Source organism: Priestia taiwanensis, assembly GCF_014638355.1.
Taxonomy (GTDB): domain Bacteria; phylum Bacillota; class Bacilli; order Bacillales; family Bacillaceae_G; genus Priestia_D; species Priestia_D taiwanensis.
Genome location: NZ_BMFK01000001.1, coordinates 1,793,665 through 1,817,989, shown reverse-complemented (window position 1 = coordinate 1,817,989; position 24,325 = coordinate 1,793,665). Strand labels below are relative to the sequence as shown.

Genomic DNA, 24,325 nt, shown 5'->3' with positions numbered 1-24,325 from the left:
ATCAAATGTTTGGCCGTGTCGGTAGACCAGGAGCACCAGCAGAAAAACCAAAAAACGCAAAGGAAACGGTAAAACGTATTTGGCAATACATGGGTAGACAACGGTTACCACTTGTAATGGCAATTGTTCTCGTTATTATTACAACACTACTAAGTTTATTTGGTCCATATATGATCGGGATAATCATTGATGAACATATTATCCCGCGCGATGTAGAAGGTACGATTCGCATGGCACTTATTCTCTGTGCTATTTATGTTGTGACGGCACTTTTATCATGGCTACAAACATTCATTATGGTGAACGTCGCTCTTCGGACCATTAAAACGATTCGCCAAGATGCATTTGAGAAGTTACACACGTTGTCGGTGCGTTTCTTCGATCAACGTCCACACGGAGAATTAATGAGCCGTGTAACGAATGATATTGATAGTTTAAACAATGCATTAAGCCAAAGTGTCCTGCAAGTTATTAGTTCGCTTTTAACATTTGTGGGCGTTATTATTGCGATGGTTTCATTAAATATCACGCTTGCGGCTGTGTCATTATTCGTTGTCCCATTAATGGTATTCGCGACGAAACGAATTATTCAACATAGTAGCAGCAGCTTCGTGAAGCGTCAACGAGATTTAGGAGAACTAAATGGGTTCGTTGAAGAAGCGATTAACGGTGCAGAAATTAGTACGCTCTATAGTAAGGAAAAAGATATGGTTGAGAAGTTCCGTACGATTAACGAAGAACTTCGTCAATCAAGTATGCGGGCTGATACTTTCTCGTCATTCATTCCACCGACGATGAATTTTTTGAATAACGTAGGAATTGGTCTTGTTGTAGGAGTGGGAGCATTCATGGTGTTAAATGAATGGGCGACAGTCGGGATTGTTGCGGCGTTCATGAACTATTCCCGCCAATTCGCTCGTCCACTGAGCCAATTCGCAGTACTACTTAATACGATTCAATCAGCTGTTGCAGGTGGTGAACGTGTCTTTGAAATATTAGATGAAGTACCGGAGTTGAAGGATAAGAAGGGTGCTATTGAAGTAGACATGTTCAAAGGAGAAGTAGAATTTAATCGTGTAAATTTTGGTTATTCAGAAGAGAAACAAATCTTGAAAAATATCCATCTGCATGCAAAGCAAGGTGACACAGTTGCCCTCGTTGGTCATACTGGGTCAGGGAAGACGACGATTATTAATCTTTTAACTCGTTTCTATGATGTAAGTAATGGAGAAATTAGTATTGATGGTCGCAATATTAAAGACTACAAGATTCATAACCTCCGTAGTAAAATCGGTGTCGTTCTTCAAGATACGTATTTATTCTCTGGTACAATCATGGATAACATTCGTTACGGTCGATTAGATGCGACGGATGAAGAAGTAATTGCTGCTGCCAAGACCGCATGGGCACATAGCTTTATTAAACATCTACCAGATAAGTATTATACGGAAATTGCATCTGAAGGTACGAATTTAAGCCAAGGACAACGTCAACTTATCGCTATCTCCCGTGCTATCTTAGCAAATACAGATATTTTAATTTTAGACGAAGCAACATCCAACATCGATACACGTACGGAATTACACATCCAGCGTGGACTAAACAACTTGATGAAAGGAAAAACAAGCTTCGTCATTGCCCATCGCCTCAAAACAATCGAAAACGCCGATCAAATTCTTGTTATTGATGGCGGAGAAGTCATTGAAAGAGGCAACCATGATACATTAATGGATAGTCGTGGATATTATTACGGATTGTATACAAGTCAGTTTGGGATATAGAAAATGAGTCCTCTTTAGAGGGCTCATTTTTGTGTAGAAGAAGTTATTTTATCCTTTCTTTATAGAAAGAAGCGTGAATACACCTCTCTTTTTATAGTAATATATTTAGAAACTTTCAAAGATAAAGCCATAAACTCACTAAGGTCAGCGGATTTCTTGTTAGTTATATAATTAAAAACAATTTATCCGATATGAAAAGAAGGGATTTTGAAAACATTTGTCGAAATTAAATTGTGTGCGCTTTCAAAGTGTGATACATAGAAATGGAGGAGTTTAAAATGATAAAATCGCTAGTCCTAGGTGGTACAATCGCAACGAGTAGTCTATTCGGGATTACTCCAGTAGAATTACCAGAAATGAAATATACAGCAGAGGTATCCTCTCAACAAAAAGCACAATCACCACATATAACAAAACATTATGTACTTCCGACAAATAGTTCTTCTGAGAAAGAACCATTTTATGTCCATAAGGGACAGAAAATAACAATAAAGAAGAGCGGAGATACTTCTGTTTACTTTACACTTCATAACAAAAACGGTGAATTTATTGGACAGTACTCGTCTGCCATCACATACTATCCAAAAGAAGATGGAAATGTATACGTACAATTCCATGTCCCTTTCTTATATGAAGATCAAGTAAGATTCACAGTGGATTATACAATAAAATAATAGTATTTATCCTAAATAGAGAAAAAAAGCTCCTCAAGTAGAGGGGCTTTTTATTTTGCAAATAACAAAGAGTCATCAATCCAGAGCACACTGCTTTATCCACGTTATTGAACTATCCCACTGTGATAGAATTGAATTAGTATATAAAGTCGAAATTGGAACATTTGATAAGCCTTTATATGGTTGTGATGTAACGTGGTTAGAAGAGGATAAGGTTAACTTTACCAGAATATCTTAATTTCGATGTGTACTTAAGAGAAACTTAATGCTCTTTCTTTTAATAGTTCCAATTCTCCTTATTTAACAAAAATACTTTGGCACAACTTTGAAAGAAATATCACATGGTTATTTTATAAAAATGATACTTCTATCCCGTGCCTAAAAGTGGAGTATCCTTCCGCACATGCTTTCCTAGATAACAAAATGTTCATTGTACCCCGATGCTAGTCTTAATAGCAATGCTTAACAAATTAACTATTTTTATATCTGTGCCATCCTTTTGTTATAGCTTAATATGTGAAAGATGAAAATCCCAAAGATTATAAAACGCTTTCATTTACAAAAAATGTGAAAAATTATACTATTTTGTAGAAGGGGGAATGAAAGTGAACACAGAGTATATGATAGAGGAATTACATCGCATGGATATTCTTCCAGTGCGCCATTACAGAGTGAAGAAAATGTCTGGCACGACGGATAAGACAGTATATCGACTTACGAGCGTAGGACAACCGAGTTATGTATTTAAGAAGGATAATCCAAATGAGATTATCCATGTAGAGCGTTTCTTTCAGGCATATCAAAACATAGAGTTATTTTCGAAGTTAGGATATGTTGACCCAGAAAAGCGTTTTCTCGTGTATACACATATAGAGGGAACGACGCATATTCATTGTGGAAAGAAAATCAATTGGCTATCAGACTTAGTCACAAATTTTTTCAATCATTACAAGGAAGTAGAGGTTAATGAATCTTGGGGAAGCTTAGTAAGTCCAAGTTCATCTTGGCATGCCTTTTGTATGGAGAATATAGATTTTGCGCGTACGCGTATCCAACAACATTTAACAGATGAAGATTATAATAAAGTAAAAGACTTGGTAGATTGGTTAGCGCAATTTGAGCAAGAGGATAAAAAGTACTTAGTGCACGGAGATGTAGGTGTACATAATATGGTTTTCGATAATGAGCAGCTTGTTGGAGTAATTGATCCGGATGCATTAGTAGGAACGAGTATGTATGATTTCACTTATGCATTTTGTTCATCTCCAGATGACTTGAATGTAGAAACATTACTAGAAGCTGCGAACTTATTAAATCATGGACCAATTAACGAACAACGATTAATAGCGGAAGTGTTTGTAAGCTTATATGTGCGAATTGGTACATGTATAGCATGGCATCCGAGTGATTTAGAGGCTTATTTGGAAGTTTGGGAGTATTGGAAAGAGAAGATGAAGGGCTAAATAACATACATGAATGATAGGAGCACTGCTGACAGTTTGGTTGTTGGGAGTGCTTGTTTATTTACGAATGATTTATGATGATAATGGATGTGTTTGGCGGTAATGTAGATAGGGTTTTGAAATATATGGTATTATAAGAGGGGAGGGATGAGTGTGTTAACGGAACTATATAGGAATCGAATGAAATATGTTGCCAAGTTGGCAGTTATTTTTCTTCCAGTATTAATCGTTTTGTTTGTGGTTAGTACAGAGGAAAAGGATAAATATCTCATCGGAGCGATAATTGTTCTTATGTTGTTTCTATTCGTAGGAACGATTATAAGAGATTACTATAAAATGAAACATGTAAGTAGCTTAACGATTCCTGTTACTACTTCGCATGTAATGGACACAGAAAAACTTATTATGAAGCAAGCTGCATGGTGGTTCCCGCGGTATTGGTTATTCACGACAAAAGGAGAGTACCTTGGGGAAATAAGGCTATCTTCTATCCCATGGTATTGGCATGTGCTAGCCATCTATTTCAAAAAAGAGATTCCTAGATGGTTCCCATTTACAGCAGAACTGCGAGATCATGAAGGTAATAAGCTTGCATTTTTTACGAAGCAAGCAGGTTTCAAGCAAACAAACCTTACCTTTTTTAATAAAGAAGATAAAAAGATGGGAGAGTATATTCAGCACGATTTGAAAAGTGTAATGAACATATACGGAACATTAAACGATGCAGACGGTAAAGAAATACTGCAATCAAAGGTACATGGGAAATACGGTGATTTTCGTCTAGTAGACGCCGAGAATAAACACTTTGCAACGTTTAAGTATGGCATTTTCCCACTAGAATATTGGAAAGTTTTTGAAGATACATATAACCCAATAATAGAGATGAACATAGAGCGTACAGAAGAAGAAAAGGCACTTATGCTATTACTGATTTCGTGGTGGTTCATGAGTGTGGATGAACAATAGATGGGAGTAGGGATTTGTTAGATATAATAGCAGCATTAGATAGAAAACAAACAAAAAAAGTAGACGTACAGATAGCTGGAGAACATCTGATGGATGCACCACAAATAATGATAGAGTTAGTAGGAAGTTCTCTTCCCCGTTATATATTACTTACACCAAGTGGTGAATATCTTGGAGAAATAAAATTTCATTTTCCGTTAAGCTATGTGCATATGCTCGTTTGGCATGGTATTCACCTTTCGTTACCATTTCAAGCAACGTTATATGACCATCAAGGTAAAATGCTTGGATTTATGAAGAAAAAAGGATTTCTTACATCGAAGGGCTCATACTTTACTAACAATGGTGAGTTAATGGGTGAGTATCTTGGGAGCGGTTTATGGGACGGAAATCTAGTGGATGCCAATGGTAAAGAAATAATCTATACAGATTCAGGAAGCAATTATAGAAATACATATTTAGAAGATGCTTATGGTAATCAGGTTGTTTCTGTAAAGCGCAGTATTTCCGTAGAAGAGAATAAGAAGCTCTTCCCGGATGAAACAGTTATCGTAGAGTTTCATAAAGATCGTACAAAAGAGGAAAAATCGATGCTTTTAATGTCGTGGTGTACGGCGATGTGGATGTAGAAAAAAGGACAAACCCGAGAAGGTTTGTCTTTTTTTTATGCCTTATATTCCAAAAACTCAATTCGATTTCCAAACGGATCGTCGATAAATAATCTTTCGCGTCCTTCAATAGGAGGCTCTTCTTTAATGGTTAATCCTTGTTCTTCTAAATGCGTACGGAATGCTTGTAAATTCTCCACACAAAACGCCGGGTGTGCTTTCTTAGCTGGCTGGAAATTTTCTTCTACACCAATATGTAATTCTTGTGTCCCACAACGAAACCAACACCCACCACGTGCACGTAATTTCTCAGGTTTTGGAATCTCTTCAAAGCCTAATTTTCCTGTGAAGAATGCACGGATTTCTTTTTCCATTCCTTTTGGCGCCGCTAATTGTACATGGTCAATTCCAGTAAATACATAAGCCATACTATCACTCCCATTATCTTTCTTGTACTAATTATAAAATATTTTGAACATTTTGTTAAAATTTACAAAAAAGCTATCATTTTCACTATGTTCGCAGTGGAAATGAATAACAGACAAATAGAGATTCTTTTATAATAGAGTGGGAGGGGTTTTTATGTGGAAAAAGAAATCTGTAGATAAGCAAATTCAGAAAGAAGAGATTCTGATGAAAGATGAAAAGAGAGGAATACATGATTACGAAGACCACTTAACTGCTATTATTAAGCGTACCGGGGATGATGGCTCCATCGATCATCTAAAAGGAAAACCACTCAACTTAGATACAACCGCATCTTATAATTTAGAAAAACAAATGTATAAGACAATGAAGGACAACAACGTCTTACCACCATGGATTGAACTTGGAAAAGGAATAGACTTGCTAAAAGCAGAATTAAAAGAATGTAAGGATGAACAGAGAATCCGAGCATTGGTAGAAGACATTAATAAAAAAGTACGAAATCACAATTTAGCATGTCCGTATCCAGCACAGAAATCTGGTGTACGATTAGAGTGGTACGTAGAATAAGATTTGGTATATGATATTTCAGTAAAATTTGAGAAAGATAGAAAGGCCACACCATGCAAATCATCACACATTTCACATTAGAAGACTTTAAAGACATGCAAGAGTTAGAACGTAACTTCTATGATGACAATCATATTACGCCGTATGAAGAGGCGTATCGTTGGTACAAGGCATATCCGTATACGGTATGTGCACTGCGAGATAACAGTACAATCATCGGTTTCATCAATATGTTTCCGGTTAAAGAGCATATTTTTGAAGCGTTACGAGCAGGCACATTTAACGACCGTGAGTTACTGTTAGAGCATATCATCAACATCGATGAACCAATAGATGGGAAGATAAATATGTTCTTCTGCTGTGTTATTATTGACAAGGAGTACCGTAGAACAGATGCCTTAAGAATATTATTGCGAGAAAGCATTTGCTACTATAAGCACATTGAGCGACATATTGATTCTATTATTACGGATAATGTAACGGATAAAGGAGAAGCGTTCTCGAAGCGTCTTGGATTTACAAAAGTAACGGATAGCCAGTTTGACTCCATTATTTATATGGGAGATTATGCGGAGTTTGTCTGTGCGGTAACGGAATAGGGAAAAGAAAAAGCCAAATGCAGCAAAATGCTACATTTGGCTTTTTGTATAGTAAGCATATGTGACGTTAATTCGTGCAGCAATTTCAATATCGCGTGGGGAGATGGTTGTGCTTGCTTTTAACGTAGGGACTGATTCACTATAACTAATGGCGTGTGGAAGATTCGGTGGTTCTTCTTGAATTAAGACCGGAATTTGATGGATTGTCATCCCACTTGCAGTTGCGAGCGAAAATGCTTTTTCTCGTGCGTCTTGTACAGCAAGTGTTAAGGCACGTAAGTAGTAGGCTGCACTTTCCGTTGTACTAAAGGTTAAAGAGTGAGCGATATTTGCACCGTTTGACATAGCGATGTCATATACCTCTCCTGCTTTTTGGACATTTGGAACGGTAATTTCAAATGTTTGTTGTACTTCATAGCCGGCAATTTGTGAAGTACCATCTTTTAGTTCATATTTCGGTTGGATACGGTATGATTTCGTTTCAATTGCATCTTCGCTTAGACCGCTTCGTGTAAGGGCGGTACGCATTGCATTTGCTTTATCAGCATTTTCTTCTTGTGCTTTTTTTATGTTTTTGTTTTCTGTTAGTACTCCAACTGTTAAGGAAACGGTATCGGGGAGGACAGAAATTTTGCCTTCACCAATCACCATCATCGTACGATCATATTGTTTTGCTTGTGGGGATTGATATCCATATTGCATGCTTCTGACATCCTTTCGCTTTTAGTCTAGTTTATTCTACTTCGTAGTATTTCATGATGATGAGTTAAGGGTATAATAGAGGAAACGATATTTCGGGAGGTTAGCGAGATGAATTTACAAGAAATCATGATAGAGCTAGAAAAGTTAGGAACAGAACAGACGAAAAAAACATTTATGCGACACGGTGCACCAGAACCATTTTTTGGTGTGAAAATAGGTGATTTGAAAAAGCTAGTGAAGCATGTGAAGAAAAATCAAGAATTAGCGTTAGCGCTATATGGAACAGGTAATTCCGATGCAATGTATTTAGCAGGACTGTCCATTAATCCGAAGTTGATGACGAAGGAACAAGTACAAGGTTGGATACAGAAGGCAACGTGGTACATGTTAGGAGAGTATACAGTGGCTGGTGTTGCTGCAGAAAGTGATTATGCACTAGAACTAGCAAGAGAGTGGATACAATCAGAGGATGAAATAATCGCAATAGCTGGCTGGAGTACATATACAAATTACGTATCGATTACGAAAGACGAGAACCTTGATTTAGAAGAGATTAAGGAGTTACTACACCACGTTCAAGAAACGATTCATGAAGCACCAAATCGTGTGCGTTATACGATGAATGGTTTTGTTATTGGTGTTGGTGCATTCGTTGCACCGCTTTATGAACATGCAATGAATGTTGCAGAGAAGATTGGGAAAGTACATGTGGATATGGGAGCGACAGCATGTAAAGTACCACTTGCAACGGATTATCTTCATAAGATTGAAGCAAGAGGAACAATTGGAAAGAAGAAAAAAACGTGTATTTGTTAGGAGAGAGAGCAATAAGCTCTCTTTTTCTGTTTTTTTTGTCAAAAAATTAACAAAAAACAAACAAATATATTGACAAATTTTTCATGTTTCATTTAACATAGTGGGTGTAGTTTGTTAAGAATGAGTGATAGGGAGTGGTTAATGAAAGAGGCATCCTATTCTGTTATTTTTTATATGGTAAGGTAGTGGATATCGTTTGTTTATCTCTATGGAGTAGGGGATAGCAAGAAACGATTATTTTTATCAATTCAATTGAGAATGATAATCAATTAAGTTGATGAGGTTAGATGTGGAAGGATGTATAATGTTTTCTTTTTTTGATCATCATTGAGAATGATAATCATTAAAGGGGTTCATCTGTCCTGATTTATTGATAATAATTATCATTATCAATAAAATCTTGTTGATAAAGGAGGTTTTTACAAAGTGAAACGATTAAGAACATTGTATACGTATATGTTGGCAATTGTATGTATGATGGTGTTTACGTTAGCGCCAAGTGTCCAAGCTGCCGCCAAGCTAGAAGATGGAACGTATACAATTAACTACGTCATCAAAAAAGCGGATAAAGATTCTGTTTCAATGGCGAACGACTATTTTGAGAAGCCAGCGAAATTGTTTGTGAAAAATGGTGAAATGAAAGTTCATGTTCAAATGAATCATAGTGCGTGGATTACAGAGTTTAAAGGACCTGTTGGTGGTGGATTTGCTGATTCGAAAGTAGTGAGTGAAGACAAAAAAGCAGATAAGCGTACAGTAGAATTCAACGTAAAAGATCTGTCTCAACCTACGCCAGCACAAATTCATGTGACAGTTACATCGGTTAACTATGATCATGATTATACAATTCGTTTCGCCTTTGATGAGAAAAGTGCAAAACCAGTTGCAGGTACAAAAGCTGTAGCAGGTGAAGGAACGAAACAACCAAGTGCAAAAGCAGCTACAACGACAGGCGAATCAAAAACTCCAGTAGAAAATCCAGAAACAGGGGATTCGACGAATGTCATTGTATTTTCTGTCTTATTTGTAAGCTCACTTATTTTTTTAATAAGTAGTCAGAAATTTAGAAGAACGAATAAATCATAAGGGGAGAGTAACGTATGAACAAATTAATGAAATCTATGATGATGATGTGTGCACTTATGCTTTTAATGATAGGAATTGCTCAACCAGCAACAGCAAAGGCAGCAACATTACAAGATGGAACATACACATTGCCATTTACAGTGTTGCATGCAAGTAAAGACCAACCATCTAAAATGAATGATTATTTCGTTAGTCCAGGAACGTTGAAAGTGAAAGATGGAAAGAAATTCGTTTCATTTAAAGTGAAGAGTAGTAACCTTGTAACGGCTATTCAATTCGAGCGAAATGGTGTAATGGTTGATGCAACAGTCTTAAGTACGAACACAGCAGAGAATACAAGAGTAGTAGAATTTGAAGTTGGAGACTTATCGACACTATTAAAAGGAAAAGTAACGATTAAAATCCCAGTTATTAATTACTATTCGACATACGATATTCGCATGTCATTTGATACGTCCAACATACAATAGTCGTTAATTCATATAGAAACGGAGAGAAGTGCATGATGAGTAAATCATTAAAAGTAGTTATGTCATTCTTCTTTGTGACATTGTTAGCATTGGCGTCTGCTTGGTCACCAGCAGCGAAAGCATCTTCCACTTTATTAAACGGGGAGTATGGCATTCAGTTTAGCGTATTGAAAGATGGGACAGACCAAGTATCGATGATGAATCAATACGTAGATACTTCAGCAAAACTACATGTGCGAGATGGAAAGAAATATGCACATGTCACGCTGAAAAATAGCTCATGGATGCCATGGTTCAAAGTAGAACAAAATGGCAGCTTACAAGATGTGAAAGTAATTAGTGAAGATCCGTCAGCAGATAAGCGTGTAGTCGAATTTGAAGTAGAAGGAGACTTAGCAAGCAAAATTAATGCACAAATACGAGTAGATATTGACATGCTTAATTACCACAATACGTATAAAGTACAACTGAAATTTGATCCATCTACATTAGTGGAAGTAAATGTGCCAAAGCCGGATCCAACACCAAAGCCAGACCCGACACCGAAGCCGGATCCAACACCAAAGCCGGATCCAACACCGAAGCCAGATCCAACACCGAAGCCAGAGGTAACACCGAAGCCAGAGGTAACACCGAAGCCAGAGGTAACACCGAAGCCAAATGTAACACCGAAGCCAGATCCAACACCGAAGCCAGAGGTAACACCGAAGCCAGATCCGACATTGAATTCGAAACTAGATCCAAAGGCATTAAAAGATGGTAAGTATACGGTTGATTACAAAGTATTAAAAGACAAAACAGACCAAGTATCGATGATGAACCAATATGTAATAAGCCCAGCTGTATTGCAAGTAAAAGGCGGAAAGAAATACGCGCAAATTACATTGAAAAACAGCTCATGGATTACGTGGTTCCAAGTAGAACAGAACGGTAAATTAGTAGATGCGAAAGTAGTAAGCGAGGATAAAGCGAAAGATACGAGAGTAGTAGAGTTTGAAGTAACCGGCGAATTAGTAGATAAAGTGAACGCACGTATCAAAGTAGATATTCCACATTTGAACTATCACAATACATATGATGTACAAGTGAAGTTCGATGCAACGACGTTGAAAGCTTTCAATGGCACAACTCCACCAACGTCAGACAAGCCGTCATTTGATCGCAGTGGCGATGAAAAGAAAGAAACGCCAAAAGCAGTGGAAGTAAAAGGTGAAAACCCAAAAACAGCAGATTCGTCACAAATTACACTGTATGCAGGGTTATTTGTAGCTTCTATTCTTGGATTAGGTTGGAAGTTCAGAACGAAAAGATTATAAGAAGAAAGCATGACCCGTTCATTCCTCCATCCTTTATGAATGGACGGGAATGTTAATAGACAGTTCTCCCTCACTTAGTGAGAGCTAGGTGGGGGTATACTGTTTATTAATATAAAGAGCGATGTGGAAAGGGGAAGAGCAGTTGTGAAAAAATGGGGACGTATTATCACGTGTTTGCTTGTACTAATAGGGGTTGCTGGATGTGCAGAGCAGAAAGAAAGTACCGTAGCAGGAACAGAGCAGAAAGAGGAATCGAAGGAACGGATTGTTGCCACGACGGTTGCAGTGACGGAAATATTAGATGCCCTAGAAATTGATAATGTAGTCGGTATTCCGACAAGCTACAAACAATTGCCGAAGCGTTATGATGGCAAAACAGTTATAGGGAATCCGATGAAGCCGGATTTGGAAATAGTGAAGTCGCTTTCTCCGACGGATGTATTATCAGTGACGACATTGGAATATGACTTAGCTCCTTATTTCAAAGAAGCAAATGTTGATGCGACGTTTTTGAACTTAGAAAGTTTGAAGAATATGCAAGATGCTATTACGACATTAGGAGATACATATAATCGCAAAGAACAGGCGAAAGAACTTGTAGCAAAGTACGATAAAAAAATCGAAGAAATCCAGAAAAAAATAGAAGGAAAAGAGCGTCCTAGTGTGCTTATCTTATTAGGAGTACCAGGTAGTTATTTAGTTGCGACAGAAAATTCATACATAGGAGATCTTGTAAAGTCGCTAGGCGGTGTGAATATCGTTCAAGGAGAGAGTGTTGAGTATTTAGCTTCCAATACGGAGTATTTACAAAAAGCGAACCCGGATATTATTTTGCGAGCAGCACATGGTATGCCAGAAGAAGTAGTAGAGATGTTTAAGAAAGAGTTTAAGACGAATGATATATGGAAGCATTTCAATGCGGTGAAGAACGACCGCGTATATGACTTAGAAGAAAGAATTTTCCCAACGACAGCTAATCTAGCTGCAGAGGAAGCATTAGATGTGTTGATGAAGATGTTATATCCAGAATGAATAAAGGAAGAATACAATGAGTAGAAAAATTTGGAGTTTCATAATTGTTAGTAGTTTACTTGTAGGTGTGACGATTTTTTCAGCGATGAAAGGTAGCATTGAAGTGAGTGCAATGCAGTTGCTTCGGGGATTGTTCGTAGAATCGAATGAGCAAGTTGAAATTATTAAAGATTTACGTTTCCCGCGCATTATTATCGCGTTATTTGCAGGTGCTGCTCTAGCAGTATCTGGTGTTCTCTTTCAAGCTGTTATGCGTAATCCATTAGCGGACGCGGGGGTAATTGGGATTTCATCTGGTGCTGGGTTCATGGCGATGTTTGGAGTGACACTGTTCCCGCAGTTGTATTTTTGGTCACCGTTTTTTGCTTTTTTAGGTGGCGTACTTGCTTGCTTACTCGTCTATTCTTTCTCATGGAAGACGGGGTTGAATCCATTACGCATTATTCTTGTCGGTATTGCCATTAACGCAATGTTTACAGGGTTAAGTGAATCATTCGTGACGATTTGTAGTTATTTTATGAAAAGTATTAACAAAACATCGACATCGAATATTACGATGCGTACATGGACGGATGTAGAAGTTATCATGACGTATGGCACAATTGGTTTGCTCATTGCGTTGTTACTCGGAACAGTGTGTAATGTCTTAGCATTGCAAGACAAAACTGCAAGAAACCTCGGTTTTAATGTGAACGGATCGAGATTATTGATTTCCGCAGTGGCAGTGTTACTAGCATCTATTTCCACAGCGATTGCAGGGGTAATTGCTTTTGTCGGACTATTGGTTCCGCACATTGCAAGGCGGTTAGTTGGATCGAATCATCATGTCCTTATCCCTTTCTCTGCGCTAGCGGGGGCTTTGCTTATCGTGACTGCGGATACGCTTGGTAGATTACTTGTGCCACCGAATGAAATTCCAGCTTCTACAATTATGGCTGTCATTGGTGGACCGTTTTTAATATTCTTGCTTAGAAAGAGTGATCGTATCAATGGAAATTAAGAATGTTGTTTTTTCGTATGATAATGTAAGAGACCAGTTGAAAGATATAACAGTAGGAATTGAACAAGGAAAAGTGACGACGATTATTGGTCCGAATGGATGTGGAAAGTCGACACTGCTTAATGTGATGTCGCGAAATTATACGCCGCGTCAAGGAAGTATCATTTTGGATGGAAAAGAAATTAGTACGTATAAGGCAAAAGAGTTTGCGAAGAAGCTTGCAGTTGTTCATCAACAAAATGAAGCGCCGGCTGATATGACAGTGGAGAATTTAGTTAGTTTTGGTCGTTTGCCACATAAGAAAATGTTCAAACGCCCGAATGAAGACGATGAGCAGTCGATTGAATGGGCATTAGAGAAGACGAAACTCCAAGCAAAGCGGAAGATGGTGATCTCCGAATTATCAGGTGGCGAGAAACAACGTGTTTGGATTGCGATGATGTTAGCACAAAACACGCCTATTTTGTTTTTAGATGAACCAACAACGTTTCTCGATATGTATTATCAAATTGAAATACTAGATTTAGTGAAGCATTTGAATGAATTGCACGGGATGACAATTGTGATGGTACTTCATGATATTAACCAAGCAATTCGTTACAGTAATTCTATTATTATGATGAAAGACGGCGAAGTGAAAATGAAAGGACATCCAACAGATGTTATTACTGTCGAAGCGATGAAAGATATTTACGGGGTAGACGTCATAGTAAAGGAAGATGAAGAGGCAGGACGATACTTAGTACCGATGGGGATTTGATAGAAAGTGATACAAGAAAAGAAGAAGCGACCAATTATGCAGCGGGTTATCACGTTGCTTTGTATAGGGGTTTTTCTATACTCTGCATACGAACTAAGTAGTATTTTCTTAGGGTATTATCATAATCGCAACGTATTAGCAGAGGCGCAAGATGTGTATTATGAGAACATGGATACAGAGACGAAGGAAGAGGGAGGAATGCGCTCTTCATTTGTGCAGCTACAAAAATTGAATCCGGATATCGTAGGATGGATTACGGTAGAAGGAACGATGATTGATTATCCAATTTTGCAAGCGAAGGATAATGATTATTATTTATTCCGTAATTATAAAAAGGAAGATACGAAAGCAGGAAGTATTTTCATGGACTATCGTAACGATATAACAGTGCCTACGCGCCATACGATTTTATACGGTCATCGTATGAAGGATGGTTCGATGTTTGGTAACTTGAAGAATTACTTGCAGGAAGATTTTTTTCGCGAAAATCGTAACTTGTACTACGATAATTTATATGAAGGGTACGATTTAGAAGTTTTTTCTGTATATACAACGACGACGGAATTTTATTATATTCAGACGGATTTTCAGAACGATGAAGAGTACGGAGGTTTCTTACAACGTATACAACAACGTTCTCTCTTCGATGCAGGTGTGTCATTGACTCCGGCAGACCGCATCATTACGTTTTCTACATGTGACTATGATTTAGATCCGACAGAGGGAAGACTTGTTGTCCATGCGAAATTAGTAGAGCGTAAGTGAATAATAGAAGGAATGGTGTAAAAATAAGCTCACAGTCTCCTATCACTTTGAGCTTATTTTTATTGGACGAATGTAACACATATTTTCTTAGCATATTCGGTGTTTGCCTTGTTTTCGAGTACAGACAAATAAAAAATCGAGTACAAAATCTGTTACGACTTCATACTCGATCTTATGTGGTTATACTAACCCGAAGAACATAACAACTTGTGCGATTGTAAATGTCACACCAACCGCAATCGCTGTTGGGATAAGGAACGATAAGAACGTCCATTTCGGGCTTTTTGTTTCTTTGTAAATATTAAATAATGTTGTTCCGCATGGGTAATGAAGAAGCGAGAATAACATCATATTTAATGCCGTTAACCACGTCCAACCGTGATCTAAAAATAGTTGTTTGATGGCATTTAAATCATCGATTTCTGTTAGGGAACCGCTTGATAAGTAGCCCATTAATAAGATTGGGATAACAATTTCATTCGCAGGTAGACCGAGTAAGAATGCCATTAAAATGTATCCATCTAATCCTAATTGCTGTGCGAACGGATCAAGGAAACCAACGATATGGTCTAAGACGCTTGCATCACCAACCATCACATTCGCAAGTACCCACGTTGCTAGTGCAGCAGGTGCTGCAACGATAACAGCACGTTTCAGTACTGCTAATGTACGCTCTAGTGATGCACGTAAAATAGTATCAAGTACAAGTGGCTTGCGGTATGGTGGTAACTCTAATGTGTAGTGAGTTGGTACACCTTTTAATAACGTCTTCGATAAAACCCATGAAACAGTTAATGTCACAACTATTCCGAATAACACCATGCCAATGACAACAGCAGCAGCAACGAATGTTTGTGCACCTTCTGTGAACGAAGAAGCCATGAATAAGGATGCTAACAAAATAAGCGTTGGCCATCTTCCGTTACAAGGAACGAAGTTGTTCGTCAAAATCGCAAGCATTCGCTCACGTGGCGATTCAATAATACGTGTCGACATAATTGCCGCAGCGTTACATCCGAATCCCATTGCCATCGTTAATGCTTGTTTTCCATGTGCACCAGCACCCTTAAATAGACGGTCCATATTGAACGCAACACGAGGTAAATACCCAAAGTTCTCTAGTAATGCGAAGACCGGGAAGAAGATTGCCATTGGTGGCAACATAACGCTAATAACGGCCGTTACACCACGGTATAAACCAAGCACTAACACGCCGTGTAACCAGTCTGGTGCGTTAACTGCTGCAAATCCTGCCGTAATAGATGGTTCAAGATTACCGAAGAATGTTGCCAGCATTTCCGACGGGACATTGGCTCCGGCAATTGTAATGTAGAACACCATGCTAAGAAGTGCGAACATAATTGGGAAGCCCCAAAGAGGGGACGTCACGATTTTATCTAGCTTTTCGTATCGTACTTCGTGTTTTGTTTTTTCTTTTGTGATGACGTCGTTACAAATATGATGCGAGTTTTTATATAAGCTCGTTACAATCTCGTCTCCGATTTGGTCATTTGTTAGTTGATTTGCCTTTTGCATAAGGTCATCAAAGGCGTTATGCTTCAGCGACGATTGTCTGTCCACGAGTAGCAACCTCCTTCCTTGTTTTGTTCATATGTTTCTGTAATGTTTGGATGAATTGTACGTCGTTCTCAAGGAGACGAAGAGCGATGAAGCGAGATGGATAACGATCGCCAACAAGTGCTTTCACATCTTCCTCTAACACAGCAATTGTTGCTTCCGTTTCTTCCGTGTACGTAATAACCTTCGGTGTTGTCGTAATTTCATTGTTTGCCATGCGTTCAATTGTTTCTACTAATGTTGAAATACCAATTTTGTTTCTAGCAGACATGCATACGACTGGTACACCAAGGTGTGTAGATAATTTTACTTCATCAATTGTAATACCTTTTTTACTTGCTTCATCAATTAAATTAACACAGACAATGACGTTGCTCGTAATCTCTAATACTTGCAGGGCAAGGTTTAGGTTACGTGATAAGGAAGTTGCATCAACGACAACGAGCGTGATGTCTGGTTCTTCGAATAAAATATAATCTCTCGCAACTTCTTCATCTGCTGAGTTTGATAAGAGCGAGTACGTTCCTGGTAAATCGACAATTGTGTAAGTTGATTTGTTATGCGTATACGTACCTTCTGCTAAGCTAACCGTCTTACCAGTCCAGTTACCAGTATGTTGTTTTAACCCTGTTAATGTATTAAAAAGTGTGCTTTTTCCTGTATTCGGATTTCCTGCTAATGCAATTCGAATATGTGAATTCATTGTTCCTCACCTAGTTTTCTAGCGATAATTTGTGAACTTTCTTCTTTACGTAGTGCAATAGTTGTATTGTTTAGTTGAAACGCAATTGGGTCCCCGAGTGGGCTTCGTTGCAACACATGAACGAGTGCGCCCGGTACAAATCCAAGGTCCATTAAGCGGCGTCTCATCGTTCCTGTTATGTGCATTTCTTCAATTATTACTGTATCACCAAATTGTGTATCTGATAGTTTTATATATGTGGATGCATTCATTGTTGCACCATCCTTTATTTTTTGCTTAATGCTTAAAAAGTTTCCTTAATGCAACTTTCGTTATATTTATCATATGTATAATGAAGGAAACTGTCAATATCTTTCGTCCATTCCTTGGTGATAGAAGGGAGAAGTCATCGCAAAAAAGGAGCACCATTAAGGGTGCTCCTTGTCATTACTTAGTTATCGTCATCATCGTCGTCATTGTCATCTTGATCATCATCATGATTGTCGTTGTCGTCTTGGTCATCGTCATCATGATCATCATGATCATCGTTGTCATCATCGTCTTTGTCGTCATCATCATCATTTTGCTTTTTTACAACTGGTTGTTTATTGTTGTCATCACGATTATCATCATTGTGATTATTTTGTTGTTTCGTTGGTTGGATTGTTATCGCAGCTTTGTTATTCTTATCGTCCGTATCATCATCTTGTTTCACATGTGATTCACCAGTTTGTGCATTCACTGCAACTTCTTGCTCACCTTGTTTTGTTTCAACGTCTACTTCATATATTTGCACACCGTTTTCTTTTTCTAATTCCACTTCTTCTACTATGCCATTCACGTGTTGAAGTGCTTTTTGTTTCGCTTGCTCTTCTGTCGTCATGGCGTTAACACCGTACGTAACTCCACCAATTACTAAGCTTGCCGTTAATAACGTTACAATTGTTTTTTTCATTTTTTCTTCCCCCTAGTGATTTGTTACTTTTATCATAAAAAAAGAAGATGAAGAAAAAAGGAGAGAAAGATTAAAATTTGATGAGAAAATGAGAAAGTTCACCTTATAAATAGTTTGAAAATAAAGAAAAGTTAAATTACAATTAACTTGTACATGTAATAGCGTACGGAGAATAAAAAGAAGGGTGGAAGAAGCATGATTGAATTTCCAAAATGTGATGCTGAGCAGTTCTTTCAAACGTATAATATCGGAGCATTTGCAGTAAGTAAGGATGAGAAGCGACTTATATACGGTTCGAATATGAATGGGAAGCCGAATTTGTGGGCAATCGATTTGCCAAATACGTATCCATATCCACTTACGTATTGTAATCAAATGAGTAACTTTATTAAATTAGACTCAAACGGAAACTATATTTTACTGGGGCTTGATCATGATGGTGATGAGAATTATAAGATTCATGCTTTGCGTCCAGAGGGTGGTAAGCCATTTCCGTTAATGCCAGCTGAAAAAGGCGAGAAGCAATTTTTCTCTCATTTATCACAGGACGGAGAGCGCTTATATTATACGACAAGTCGTGACAATGAACAGTTCTTGAATGGAAGATGTTATAACTTGAAAACGAAGGAAGATACGCTTTTATATAGTGGAGATGGTGCAACTACTGGCTTAATGGCGGTAAGTGAAGATGAGAAGACATTTATTCTGCACAAGCAATTTAGTAACACATATTCGTTATCGTATGCACTACGGGATGGTGAAATGATTCCTTTAACACCTGTAAGTGAAGAGGAGTATGTGACAGAAGGGGTTCGTTTCATTGATAACGATACAGTTCTAGTCGTAACGGATTACGATGCTGACTTTGCGTACGTTGCATCGTTTAATTTACAGACGAGAGAGTTTAAAGTTGTCCAGAAGTTTGCGGCAGAGGGAGTAAACGGAGGCGAATATCACAAAGAATCAAAAAGCGCGTATATTATAACGAACAAAGGCGTAGAAGACCGCTTGTATCGCTTATCGTTAGAGGATGATTCTCTAGTGCCGATGTCATTGCCAGTTGATATTGTGAATCAGTTACATATTGCGAAGTCTGGTAATGTATATGTTTCAGGTCACAGTGCAGTTGCACCTTCAAATATTTTCATGCTAGAAAAAGATGCAAAAGAATGGAAGATGTTAACGAACAATTGTGTATTAGGGTTAGAGAGTGGTAGCTTATCTGATCCAGAAACTGTTATGTATGAATCATTTGACGGATTAGAAATTGAAGCACTCCTGTTCAAACCGAAAGAAGAAGTGGCGAATGGATATACGATTTTCTGGCCACACGGTGGACCACAGTGGGCGGAGCGTAAACAATTCCGTGCATTATTCCAATACATGACAGGACTTGGTTACACAGTATTTGCACCGAACTTCCGCGGTAGTACGTGCTACGGTTCGAAGTTTACGAAAGTAATTGAAGGTGACTGGGGAGAAGGGCCACGCCTTGATTGTGTAGCTGGTATTGAGTGGTTATTTGAACAAGGTATCTCAGACCGTGATAAATTATTCGTTGTAGGCGGTAGCTACGGCGGTTATATGACGTTGTTATTATCAGGTCGCCATTCGGAATACTTCCGTGCGTCTGTTGATATTTTCGGAGTAAGTAATTTGTTCACGTTTATTGAATCTGTTCCAGAGTTTTGGAAGCCAATGATGGAACGCTGGGTAGGCCATCCGGAGCGTGATAAGGAGAAGTTAATGGAAGACTCACCAATCACGTATTTAGACGGAATGGTGAAACCGATGCTTATTATTCAAGGTGCAAATGATCCTCGTGTTGTGAAAGCAGAGTCAGACCAAATGTACGAAGCGTTGAAAGCGAAAGGTCGCGATGTTGAATATATGGTATTAGAAGACGAAGGCCACGGCTTCTCGAAAAAAGAAAACGAAATCGCGGTGTATCGCCGCATCGCAGAATTCTTAGAGAAGCACCAACAGAAGGTGACAGAGTTACAAGTGTAAAAGATGCGTTTTTTCATAACTAGGCTACAGAAAATCCTCCTTGATTTAAAAGCAAGGGGGATTTTTTATGGGGGATTAGTGTGGCTATGAAATACATATTATTCGCTACGTATTGGGAAATGATAAATTCATGTACGTAACGGAAAGCGTCCCCTCGTAGTGCAGTATATAGGTCGTCTATGTTTTTCAGTGAAGCATGTGCCTATTGTAAGGAACGAATAAGGAGTGATACTAACAATGAAGACATTTTCACTATGCGTATTAGCAATGCTGGTCATTTGTCACACAGGAAAGGCATATGCAGTTGAGAGAGTTGTTACATCGCACATTATATCTGATGTATGGTATGATGATATCTTTTTAATTGCAGATAAGGTAGATAGTATGTCTACCAATAACTTTACTGTTCAAATAGGTAGTAGTGTTGGAGGTGCGTTATTGTATCATTTTCCAAATTGGTACAATATTAAATTTGCCCCTAAATTACATTATGAAGATATTAATAAGGATAAGCTAAAAGATGTAATAGTTGCATTGATTACCGATTCGGGAACGAGCATATCGACAAAAGAAATTCATGTATTAAATCAAGTGGAAGACCCTAATAGGAGATATGAAGAGGTTCCAGTTGAATCTATTCATGATGCTGTTGGGCGATTTGTAAAAATGGAACAAAAAGGAAATATCATTACTCTTTCAATTGGTGAAAAGAAATATGTCGTTGATTACGCGACCTTTGGTTATGCTACTCCTGTTGATTCTCCAGGAGCAGGATCAATAGAAGATTATACGCCTGAAAACGGTGTTCTGTATGGGAGTACAAATGTGTTTGTAACAATTCCTGAAGCACGTATTGGTAACTTGAAAGTTAAGTATCGGTGGGAAGGGAAAATGTATAAAGCTGAATCTGTTACCTTTGTACAAGAAAGGCCAAGGCATCGACTGAATAAATAGGAAATGACAAAGAAACATGGTTAAACCAACAAAAAAATAGGGTATAAAATCAACGACGATTTTATACCCTATTTGTGTTGCTTTTCGCTTTTTTATCGTTGAAAAGAGGCCTGAAAACGACGGAGCTTCACGTATTAGTTAATCTTAACACTTGTACGTTGACTAGCACTATTCATTAATTCATATTGGCGAACTTTTAACTTGAATAAGTGTAGTGGATTTGAATATGCTTCTAACGTTTCTTGCATTGTTTGGACAATATTATTACCTGTCGCAACGTTTGTTTCTGCTTCTTCAATTAATTCTTGTAAGAAAGCAAATGGTTGTTTGAAGAATAGGGCGATGTCACGATCTAGTGCTTTTTCAAATAGTTCAAATTGTGTAAAGAAGTCTGAGATAATGGCAGTAGTAACATCTTTATATTCTTCATTTTCCACGTATTGCTTATACTTGTTGTACATAATCGTTTTATTTGGTGATAATGTACCAAGAATTTTCCCAACGCCTTTTAAGAATAGTTGCGATGGGTTAGAGCGTAGTAAAATGTTTTGGTTCATAATTTGAACACGGCTTGTCATACGGTGTACGTCGCGTTGCCAGTCTTCGAGAATTTGGAAGTCACAGTGCAGGTTCATGCGCTCTTCTTCGTATAGTTCGTTAAATGTGTCACCCATTTCGTATAAATAAGAAGCGGCTTGGCCGAATTCATCTTGTGCTTCTTCAATCCAGTTTAGTAACGATTTCTGGAATTTCGGTAATGTTGTTTCTTGTAGGTACTCATGAATGCGTCCGTTCATTTCTTTGTTTAACTCAATATGAATTGTACCGAAGTCACTATCTTCTTTGATTGACATCGCACAGCTTTGTAAAAGTTGTGGAATGATAACAGATAGTTCAAATTCCATATCTTCTTTAATAGCCTTGTATGAATTCATAATTGTACTCATTTTTTCTTGTTCTGTATCTTGTAATCTAGCTGTGAAACCACGTAATTTCTCCGCCATATCTTCGTTCCACTCGATAGAATGAACAAGGTCTGTTTCGATTTGAACACGTGTCTCCATAACATTTTTCATCATGGAATGGATGAAGGCTAAGAATTTGTCTGTACGTTCTAGGTGAAGGTTACTTTCTACACGGATAGAACGGATGAACTGTGCTAATTCTTTCAGTTGTTGTGCATCACTATGTGTTGCAGAATACGAGAATACATGTGCATCCGGGAAGTACTCATAGATACGAGTTGTTGTATCCTTAATGACATCACGCATTTCTCTTTCCGTAGCAAGTGTATCTAGCTTGTTTAAGATGAAATGAACAGGCGTATTCTTATTTAATTCTTTTGCAATATCACATTCCATCTTTGTGAAAGGTACTTGTGCATCTAACACGAAAAGAATGCCATCAACTAGTGGTGCATACGTAAATGCAGTGTGATGACTGAATGTATCTTCGCTAAATCCTGGTGTATCAATAAATGTCACCGCTTCGTCTTGTAAGAAATCGCATGGTGTATTAAATTCAATGTACATATCTTCTACTCGTTCATCACGTTGCGTAGCAAGTGATGTGTAGAAATCATTCATTGTCGCTAGTGGACGAGTCTCTGTACGTGTTACTTCTGTTATTGTACGTTCATGTGCATCATTGAAAATAACGACAGAAGCTGTATCGTTGTCTAATACGTCTTCTTCTAAAATAGAGTTTATAAACGTTGATTTTCCGTTGCCATTTGTACCAGCGATTAAGAAGTTGCTTACATGTAAGTTGTTGAACTTATTCGCCCACACATCCCACTTATGTCCAAGTGGTAATTTGTATTTGTATGCCCATTTCGTAATGTCTTCGAATAGGTCAAGTGCATGCGTAAGTCCACGTGGATCTTCTTTGGCACTATACATAAGTTTCTCTGCATGTTCGACAGCTGATGGTTGAACATTCTCTGGGAACGCCTCATTCCATGCGATTATAGCGGCAGATACGAATAATGCTTGCTCCTTCGTTTGGATACGTAACCAGCTCGTTAAGAATGTCGGGATCATTTCGCATAAGTCTTGTACGTAGTAGTCACCGCCCATTAAGCGTGTATACGTGTCTTCATATAGACGAGAAACATCATTCCATTGATGAGTTGATTGAATCTCGACTTGTAAGAATAATGTATTAAACATCGTAATCCATGCTAAGTGGTTCTCGTTGTCATTATGGTTATTCCATAATGTACAAACTAGCTCTTCAAAGAATGCTTGGTCAATTGTTGATAAGACAAGTAAGCTCTCATAGAAATAATGAGGCGTATGAGAAGCTGTCCATCCTTTATGTACGTAAGTTTGCATTGTGTGGAACCACTCAATTGATTCTGTACGAAGTCCTTCTGAAATAGCAAGGTCTACTGCACTTTCTATATCTTCACGCTCTTCGTAGAAGTCACGCGCAAGTGTTGTAACATTGGAGTAATGTGGACTTACAGAAACAACTTCTTTCATTACTTTATCCGCAAGATCCATTTGTCCTTGTGATACATAAAGTAAGAATAGTTGAATGGAAACTTCAGCAGTAAGCGTTTCGTTATCTGAGGAGATAGATTTGTAGATTCGTTCAGCATCTTGTAAGGAATCTAGTTCAACATGAATATCGGCAATGTTTTTCTTTGCCCACTCTTGTAATTCGCCTTGTACTTTTTCCCACTTGAAAATGGCAGCCTCGAAGTCTTTGCTCTCGTGGTATAGTTCACCTTGCGCGAATCGAATAGGTGAAAGTGTCTCTACATCCGTCTCAGGCGTAGAAGCAAATGCCTCTCCTAATACGTCAATTGGTTGTTGTGTATTGTCTATCATGAAAGTTTCGTAATATTTTTTGTAAATTAATTTTAAATCTTGGCTCATGACAGTCTCCTTTCTTTTTTAAACTTATTTCTGATGTCGGTGTGCGTACATCTTACCCATTGTAACAAAAAAAGGCTACATAAACGTGACAATTTGTTATCAGTTTTATTTCAAATTAACAGTGTTTATATTAAAATTATTCACTTCATTAATAGTTTGAAAATATAAAATATTTAAATTATAATTGATTCTGTACAAGCAAGACGGAAACAGAAACAACAAAATGA

Annotated in this window: 25 protein-coding genes; 18 read left to right on the top strand and 7 right to left on the bottom strand. The window is 38.0% G+C overall.

The features are described from left to right. Positions 1-5 precede the first annotated feature (5 nt). The 6 genes from IEV41_RS09380 to IEV41_RS09355 all read left to right on the top strand — a co-directional run bounded on the left by IEV41_RS09380 (position 6) and on the right by IEV41_RS09355 (position 5,513). The gene (locus IEV41_RS09380; RefSeq protein ID WP_229722224.1) at positions 6-1,781 is read left to right on the top strand and encodes an ABC transporter ATP-binding protein; all 1,776 of its coding nucleotides are present in this window, start codon (positions 6-8) and stop codon (positions 1,779-1,781) included. A gap of 278 nt (positions 1,782-2,059) precedes the next feature. Beyond that, positions 2,060-2,455 carry a hypothetical protein gene (locus IEV41_RS09375; protein ID WP_188388125.1) on the top strand — a complete coding sequence of 132 codons (396 nt, stop codon included), beginning with the start codon at positions 2,060-2,062 and terminating at the stop codon, positions 2,453-2,455. Between the two features lie 55 nt (positions 2,456-2,510). Further along, positions 2,511-2,693: a hypothetical protein gene (locus IEV41_RS09370; protein WP_188388124.1), complete on the top strand. Its 183-nt coding sequence runs from the start codon at positions 2,511-2,513 to the stop codon at positions 2,691-2,693. A 367-nt stretch (positions 2,694-3,060) separates the two neighbouring features. After that, on the top strand, positions 3,061-3,918 hold the full coding sequence (locus IEV41_RS09365; RefSeq protein WP_188388123.1) for a phosphotransferase: 858 nt from the start codon (positions 3,061-3,063) through the stop codon (positions 3,916-3,918). 147 nt (positions 3,919-4,065) lie between these two features. Next, entirely contained in the window at positions 4,066-4,884 is an 819-nt protein-coding gene (locus IEV41_RS09360) for a hypothetical protein (protein WP_188388122.1), read from the top strand. Positions 4,885-4,898: 14 nt separating this feature from the next. Continuing rightward, positions 4,899-5,513 (top strand): hypothetical protein, encoded by a 615-nt coding sequence (locus tag IEV41_RS09355; RefSeq protein WP_188388121.1) that lies wholly within the window; start codon positions 4,899-4,901, stop codon positions 5,511-5,513. A 35-nt stretch (positions 5,514-5,548) separates the two neighbouring features. Here the strand turns inward: IEV41_RS09355 and IEV41_RS09350 are convergent, their stop codons facing one another. Then, positions 5,549-5,920, bottom strand: a complete 372-nt coding sequence (locus IEV41_RS09350) for a VOC family protein (protein ID WP_188388120.1) — start codon at positions 5,918-5,920, stop codon at positions 5,549-5,551. Between the two features lie 154 nt (positions 5,921-6,074). Between IEV41_RS09350 and IEV41_RS09345 the strand changes: the two genes are divergently transcribed. Next, the gene (locus IEV41_RS09345; protein WP_188388119.1) at positions 6,075-6,488 is read left to right on the top strand and encodes a DnaJ family domain-containing protein; all 414 of its coding nucleotides are present in this window, start codon (positions 6,075-6,077) and stop codon (positions 6,486-6,488) included. Positions 6,489-6,541: 53 nt separating this feature from the next. Continuing rightward, positions 6,542-7,087 carry a hypothetical protein gene (locus IEV41_RS09340; protein WP_188388118.1) on the top strand — a complete coding sequence of 182 codons (546 nt, stop codon included), beginning with the start codon at positions 6,542-6,544 and terminating at the stop codon, positions 7,085-7,087. A 30-nt stretch (positions 7,088-7,117) separates the two neighbouring features. On the opposite strand, the gene IEV41_RS09335 is transcribed toward IEV41_RS09340, so the two are convergent. Beyond that, a complete protein-coding gene (locus IEV41_RS09335; protein ID WP_188388117.1) occupies positions 7,118-7,789 on the bottom strand; it encodes an SIMPL domain-containing protein in 672 nt (223 codons plus the stop codon). A gap of 108 nt (positions 7,790-7,897) precedes the next feature. Between IEV41_RS09335 and IEV41_RS09330 the strand changes: the two genes are divergently transcribed. The 8 genes from IEV41_RS09330 to srtB all read left to right on the top strand — a co-directional run bounded on the left by IEV41_RS09330 (position 7,898) and on the right by srtB (position 15,034). Then, positions 7,898-8,605, top strand: coding sequence for a DNA alkylation repair protein (locus IEV41_RS09330; RefSeq protein WP_188388116.1), 708 nt, complete (start codon positions 7,898-7,900; stop codon positions 8,603-8,605). Positions 8,606-9,031: 426 nt separating this feature from the next. Then, entirely contained in the window at positions 9,032-9,691 is a 660-nt protein-coding gene (gene isdC / locus IEV41_RS09325; RefSeq protein ID WP_188388115.1) for a heme uptake protein IsdC, read from the top strand. Between the two features lie 14 nt (positions 9,692-9,705). Beyond that, positions 9,706-10,161: an NEAT domain-containing protein gene (locus IEV41_RS09320; RefSeq protein ID WP_188388114.1), complete on the top strand. Its 456-nt coding sequence runs from the start codon at positions 9,706-9,708 to the stop codon at positions 10,159-10,161. Positions 10,162-10,193: 32 nt separating this feature from the next. Beyond that, positions 10,194-11,477, top strand: coding sequence for an NEAT domain-containing protein (locus tag IEV41_RS09315; protein WP_188388113.1), 1,284 nt, complete (start codon positions 10,194-10,196; stop codon positions 11,475-11,477). 144 nt (positions 11,478-11,621) lie between these two features. After that, positions 11,622-12,509, top strand: coding sequence for a heme ABC transporter substrate-binding protein IsdE (isdE, locus tag IEV41_RS09310; protein WP_188388112.1), 888 nt, complete (start codon positions 11,622-11,624; stop codon positions 12,507-12,509). 16 nt (positions 12,510-12,525) lie between these two features. Beyond that, the gene (locus IEV41_RS09305; protein ID WP_188388111.1) at positions 12,526-13,509 is read left to right on the top strand and encodes a FecCD family ABC transporter permease; all 984 of its coding nucleotides are present in this window, start codon (positions 12,526-12,528) and stop codon (positions 13,507-13,509) included. Beyond that, complete coding sequence (locus IEV41_RS09300) at positions 13,499-14,269, top strand: ABC transporter ATP-binding protein (protein WP_188388110.1); 771 nt, start codon at positions 13,499-13,501, stop codon at positions 14,267-14,269. The genes IEV41_RS09305 and IEV41_RS09300 overlap by 11 nt, the downstream gene beginning before the upstream one ends. Positions 14,270-14,305: 36 nt before the next feature. After that, on the top strand, positions 14,306-15,034 hold the full coding sequence (srtB, locus tag IEV41_RS09295; RefSeq protein WP_188388741.1) for a class B sortase: 729 nt from the start codon (positions 14,306-14,308) through the stop codon (positions 15,032-15,034). 180 nt (positions 15,035-15,214) lie between these two features. Here srtB and IEV41_RS09290 read toward each other — a convergent pair whose 3' ends face one another. The 4 genes from IEV41_RS09290 to IEV41_RS09275 all read right to left on the bottom strand — a co-directional run bounded on the left by IEV41_RS09290 (position 15,215) and on the right by IEV41_RS09275 (position 18,249). After that, on the bottom strand, positions 15,215-16,615 hold the full coding sequence (locus IEV41_RS09290) for a nucleoside recognition domain-containing protein (protein ID WP_373284181.1): 1,401 nt from the start codon (positions 16,613-16,615) through the stop codon (positions 15,215-15,217). Further along, positions 16,587-17,315 (bottom strand): FeoB small GTPase domain-containing protein, encoded by a 729-nt coding sequence (locus tag IEV41_RS09285; protein ID WP_188388109.1) that lies wholly within the window; start codon positions 17,313-17,315, stop codon positions 16,587-16,589. Before IEV41_RS09285 ends, IEV41_RS09290 begins: the two co-directional genes overlap by 29 nt. Continuing rightward, positions 17,312-17,566, bottom strand: a complete 255-nt coding sequence (locus IEV41_RS09280) for a FeoA family protein (protein WP_188388108.1) — start codon at positions 17,564-17,566, stop codon at positions 17,312-17,314. The genes IEV41_RS09285 and IEV41_RS09280 overlap by 4 nt, the downstream gene beginning before the upstream one ends. 179 nt (positions 17,567-17,745) lie before the next feature. Then, complete coding sequence (locus IEV41_RS09275) at positions 17,746-18,249, bottom strand: PepSY domain-containing protein (protein WP_188388107.1); 504 nt, start codon at positions 18,247-18,249, stop codon at positions 17,746-17,748. 195 nt (positions 18,250-18,444) lie between these two features. Between IEV41_RS09275 and IEV41_RS09270 the strand changes: the two genes are divergently transcribed. Together IEV41_RS09270 and IEV41_RS09265 are read left to right on the top strand one after the other, a co-directional pair. Next, the gene (locus IEV41_RS09270; protein WP_188388106.1) at positions 18,445-20,259 is read left to right on the top strand and encodes a S9 family peptidase; all 1,815 of its coding nucleotides are present in this window, start codon (positions 18,445-18,447) and stop codon (positions 20,257-20,259) included. A gap of 237 nt (positions 20,260-20,496) precedes the next feature. Then, a complete protein-coding gene (locus IEV41_RS09265) occupies positions 20,497-21,213 on the top strand; it encodes a hypothetical protein (RefSeq protein ID WP_188388105.1) in 717 nt (238 codons plus the stop codon). Positions 21,214-21,347: 134 nt separating this feature from the next. Here the strand turns inward: IEV41_RS09265 and IEV41_RS09260 are convergent, their stop codons facing one another. Further along, positions 21,348-24,098, bottom strand: coding sequence for a dynamin family protein (locus IEV41_RS09260; protein ID WP_188388104.1), 2,751 nt, complete (start codon positions 24,096-24,098; stop codon positions 21,348-21,350). Between the last annotated feature and the right edge of the window lie 227 nt (positions 24,099-24,325).

Coding starts and splice junctions, on each gene's coding strand:
- IEV41_RS09305 (WP_188388111.1), top strand. CDS start 12,526: ATGAGTAGAAAAATTTGGAGTTTCATAATTGTTAGTAGTTTACTTGTA.
- IEV41_RS09320 (WP_188388114.1), top strand. CDS start 9,706: ATGAACAAATTAATGAAATCTATGATGATGATGTGTGCACTTATGCTT.
- IEV41_RS09350 (WP_188388120.1), bottom strand. CDS start 5,920: ATGGCTTATGTATTTACTGGAATTGACCATGTACAATTAGCGGCGCCA.
- IEV41_RS09315 (WP_188388113.1), top strand. CDS start 10,194: ATGATGAGTAAATCATTAAAAGTAGTTATGTCATTCTTCTTTGTGACA.
- IEV41_RS09265 (WP_188388105.1), top strand. CDS start 20,497: ATGAAGACATTTTCACTATGCGTATTAGCAATGCTGGTCATTTGTCAC.
- IEV41_RS09345 (WP_188388119.1), top strand. CDS start 6,075: ATGTGGAAAAAGAAATCTGTAGATAAGCAAATTCAGAAAGAAGAGATT.
- IEV41_RS09275 (WP_188388107.1), bottom strand. CDS start 18,249: ATGAAAAAAACAATTGTAACGTTATTAACGGCAAGCTTAGTAATTGGT.
- IEV41_RS09270 (WP_188388106.1), top strand. CDS start 18,445: ATGATTGAATTTCCAAAATGTGATGCTGAGCAGTTCTTTCAAACGTAT.
- IEV41_RS09300 (WP_188388110.1), top strand. CDS start 13,499: ATGGAAATTAAGAATGTTGTTTTTTCGTATGATAATGTAAGAGACCAG.
- IEV41_RS09280 (WP_188388108.1), bottom strand. CDS start 17,566: ATGAATGCATCCACATATATAAAACTATCAGATACACAATTTGGTGAT.
- IEV41_RS09380 (WP_229722224.1), top strand. CDS start 6: ATGTTTGGCCGTGTCGGTAGACCAGGAGCACCAGCAGAAAAACCAAAA.
- IEV41_RS09360 (WP_188388122.1), top strand. CDS start 4,066: ATGAGTGTGTTAACGGAACTATATAGGAATCGAATGAAATATGTTGCC.
- IEV41_RS09340 (WP_188388118.1), top strand. CDS start 6,542: ATGCAAATCATCACACATTTCACATTAGAAGACTTTAAAGACATGCAA.
- IEV41_RS09330 (WP_188388116.1), top strand. CDS start 7,898: ATGAATTTACAAGAAATCATGATAGAGCTAGAAAAGTTAGGAACAGAA.
- IEV41_RS09285 (WP_188388109.1), bottom strand. CDS start 17,315: ATGAATTCACATATTCGAATTGCATTAGCAGGAAATCCGAATACAGGA.
- srtB (WP_188388741.1), top strand. CDS start 14,306: ATGCAGCGGGTTATCACGTTGCTTTGTATAGGGGTTTTTCTATACTCT.
- IEV41_RS09260 (WP_188388104.1), bottom strand. CDS start 24,098: ATGAGCCAAGATTTAAAATTAATTTACAAAAAATATTACGAAACTTTC.
- IEV41_RS09375 (WP_188388125.1), top strand. CDS start 2,060: ATGATAAAATCGCTAGTCCTAGGTGGTACAATCGCAACGAGTAGTCTA.
- IEV41_RS09335 (WP_188388117.1), bottom strand. CDS start 7,789: ATGCAATATGGATATCAATCCCCACAAGCAAAACAATATGATCGTACG.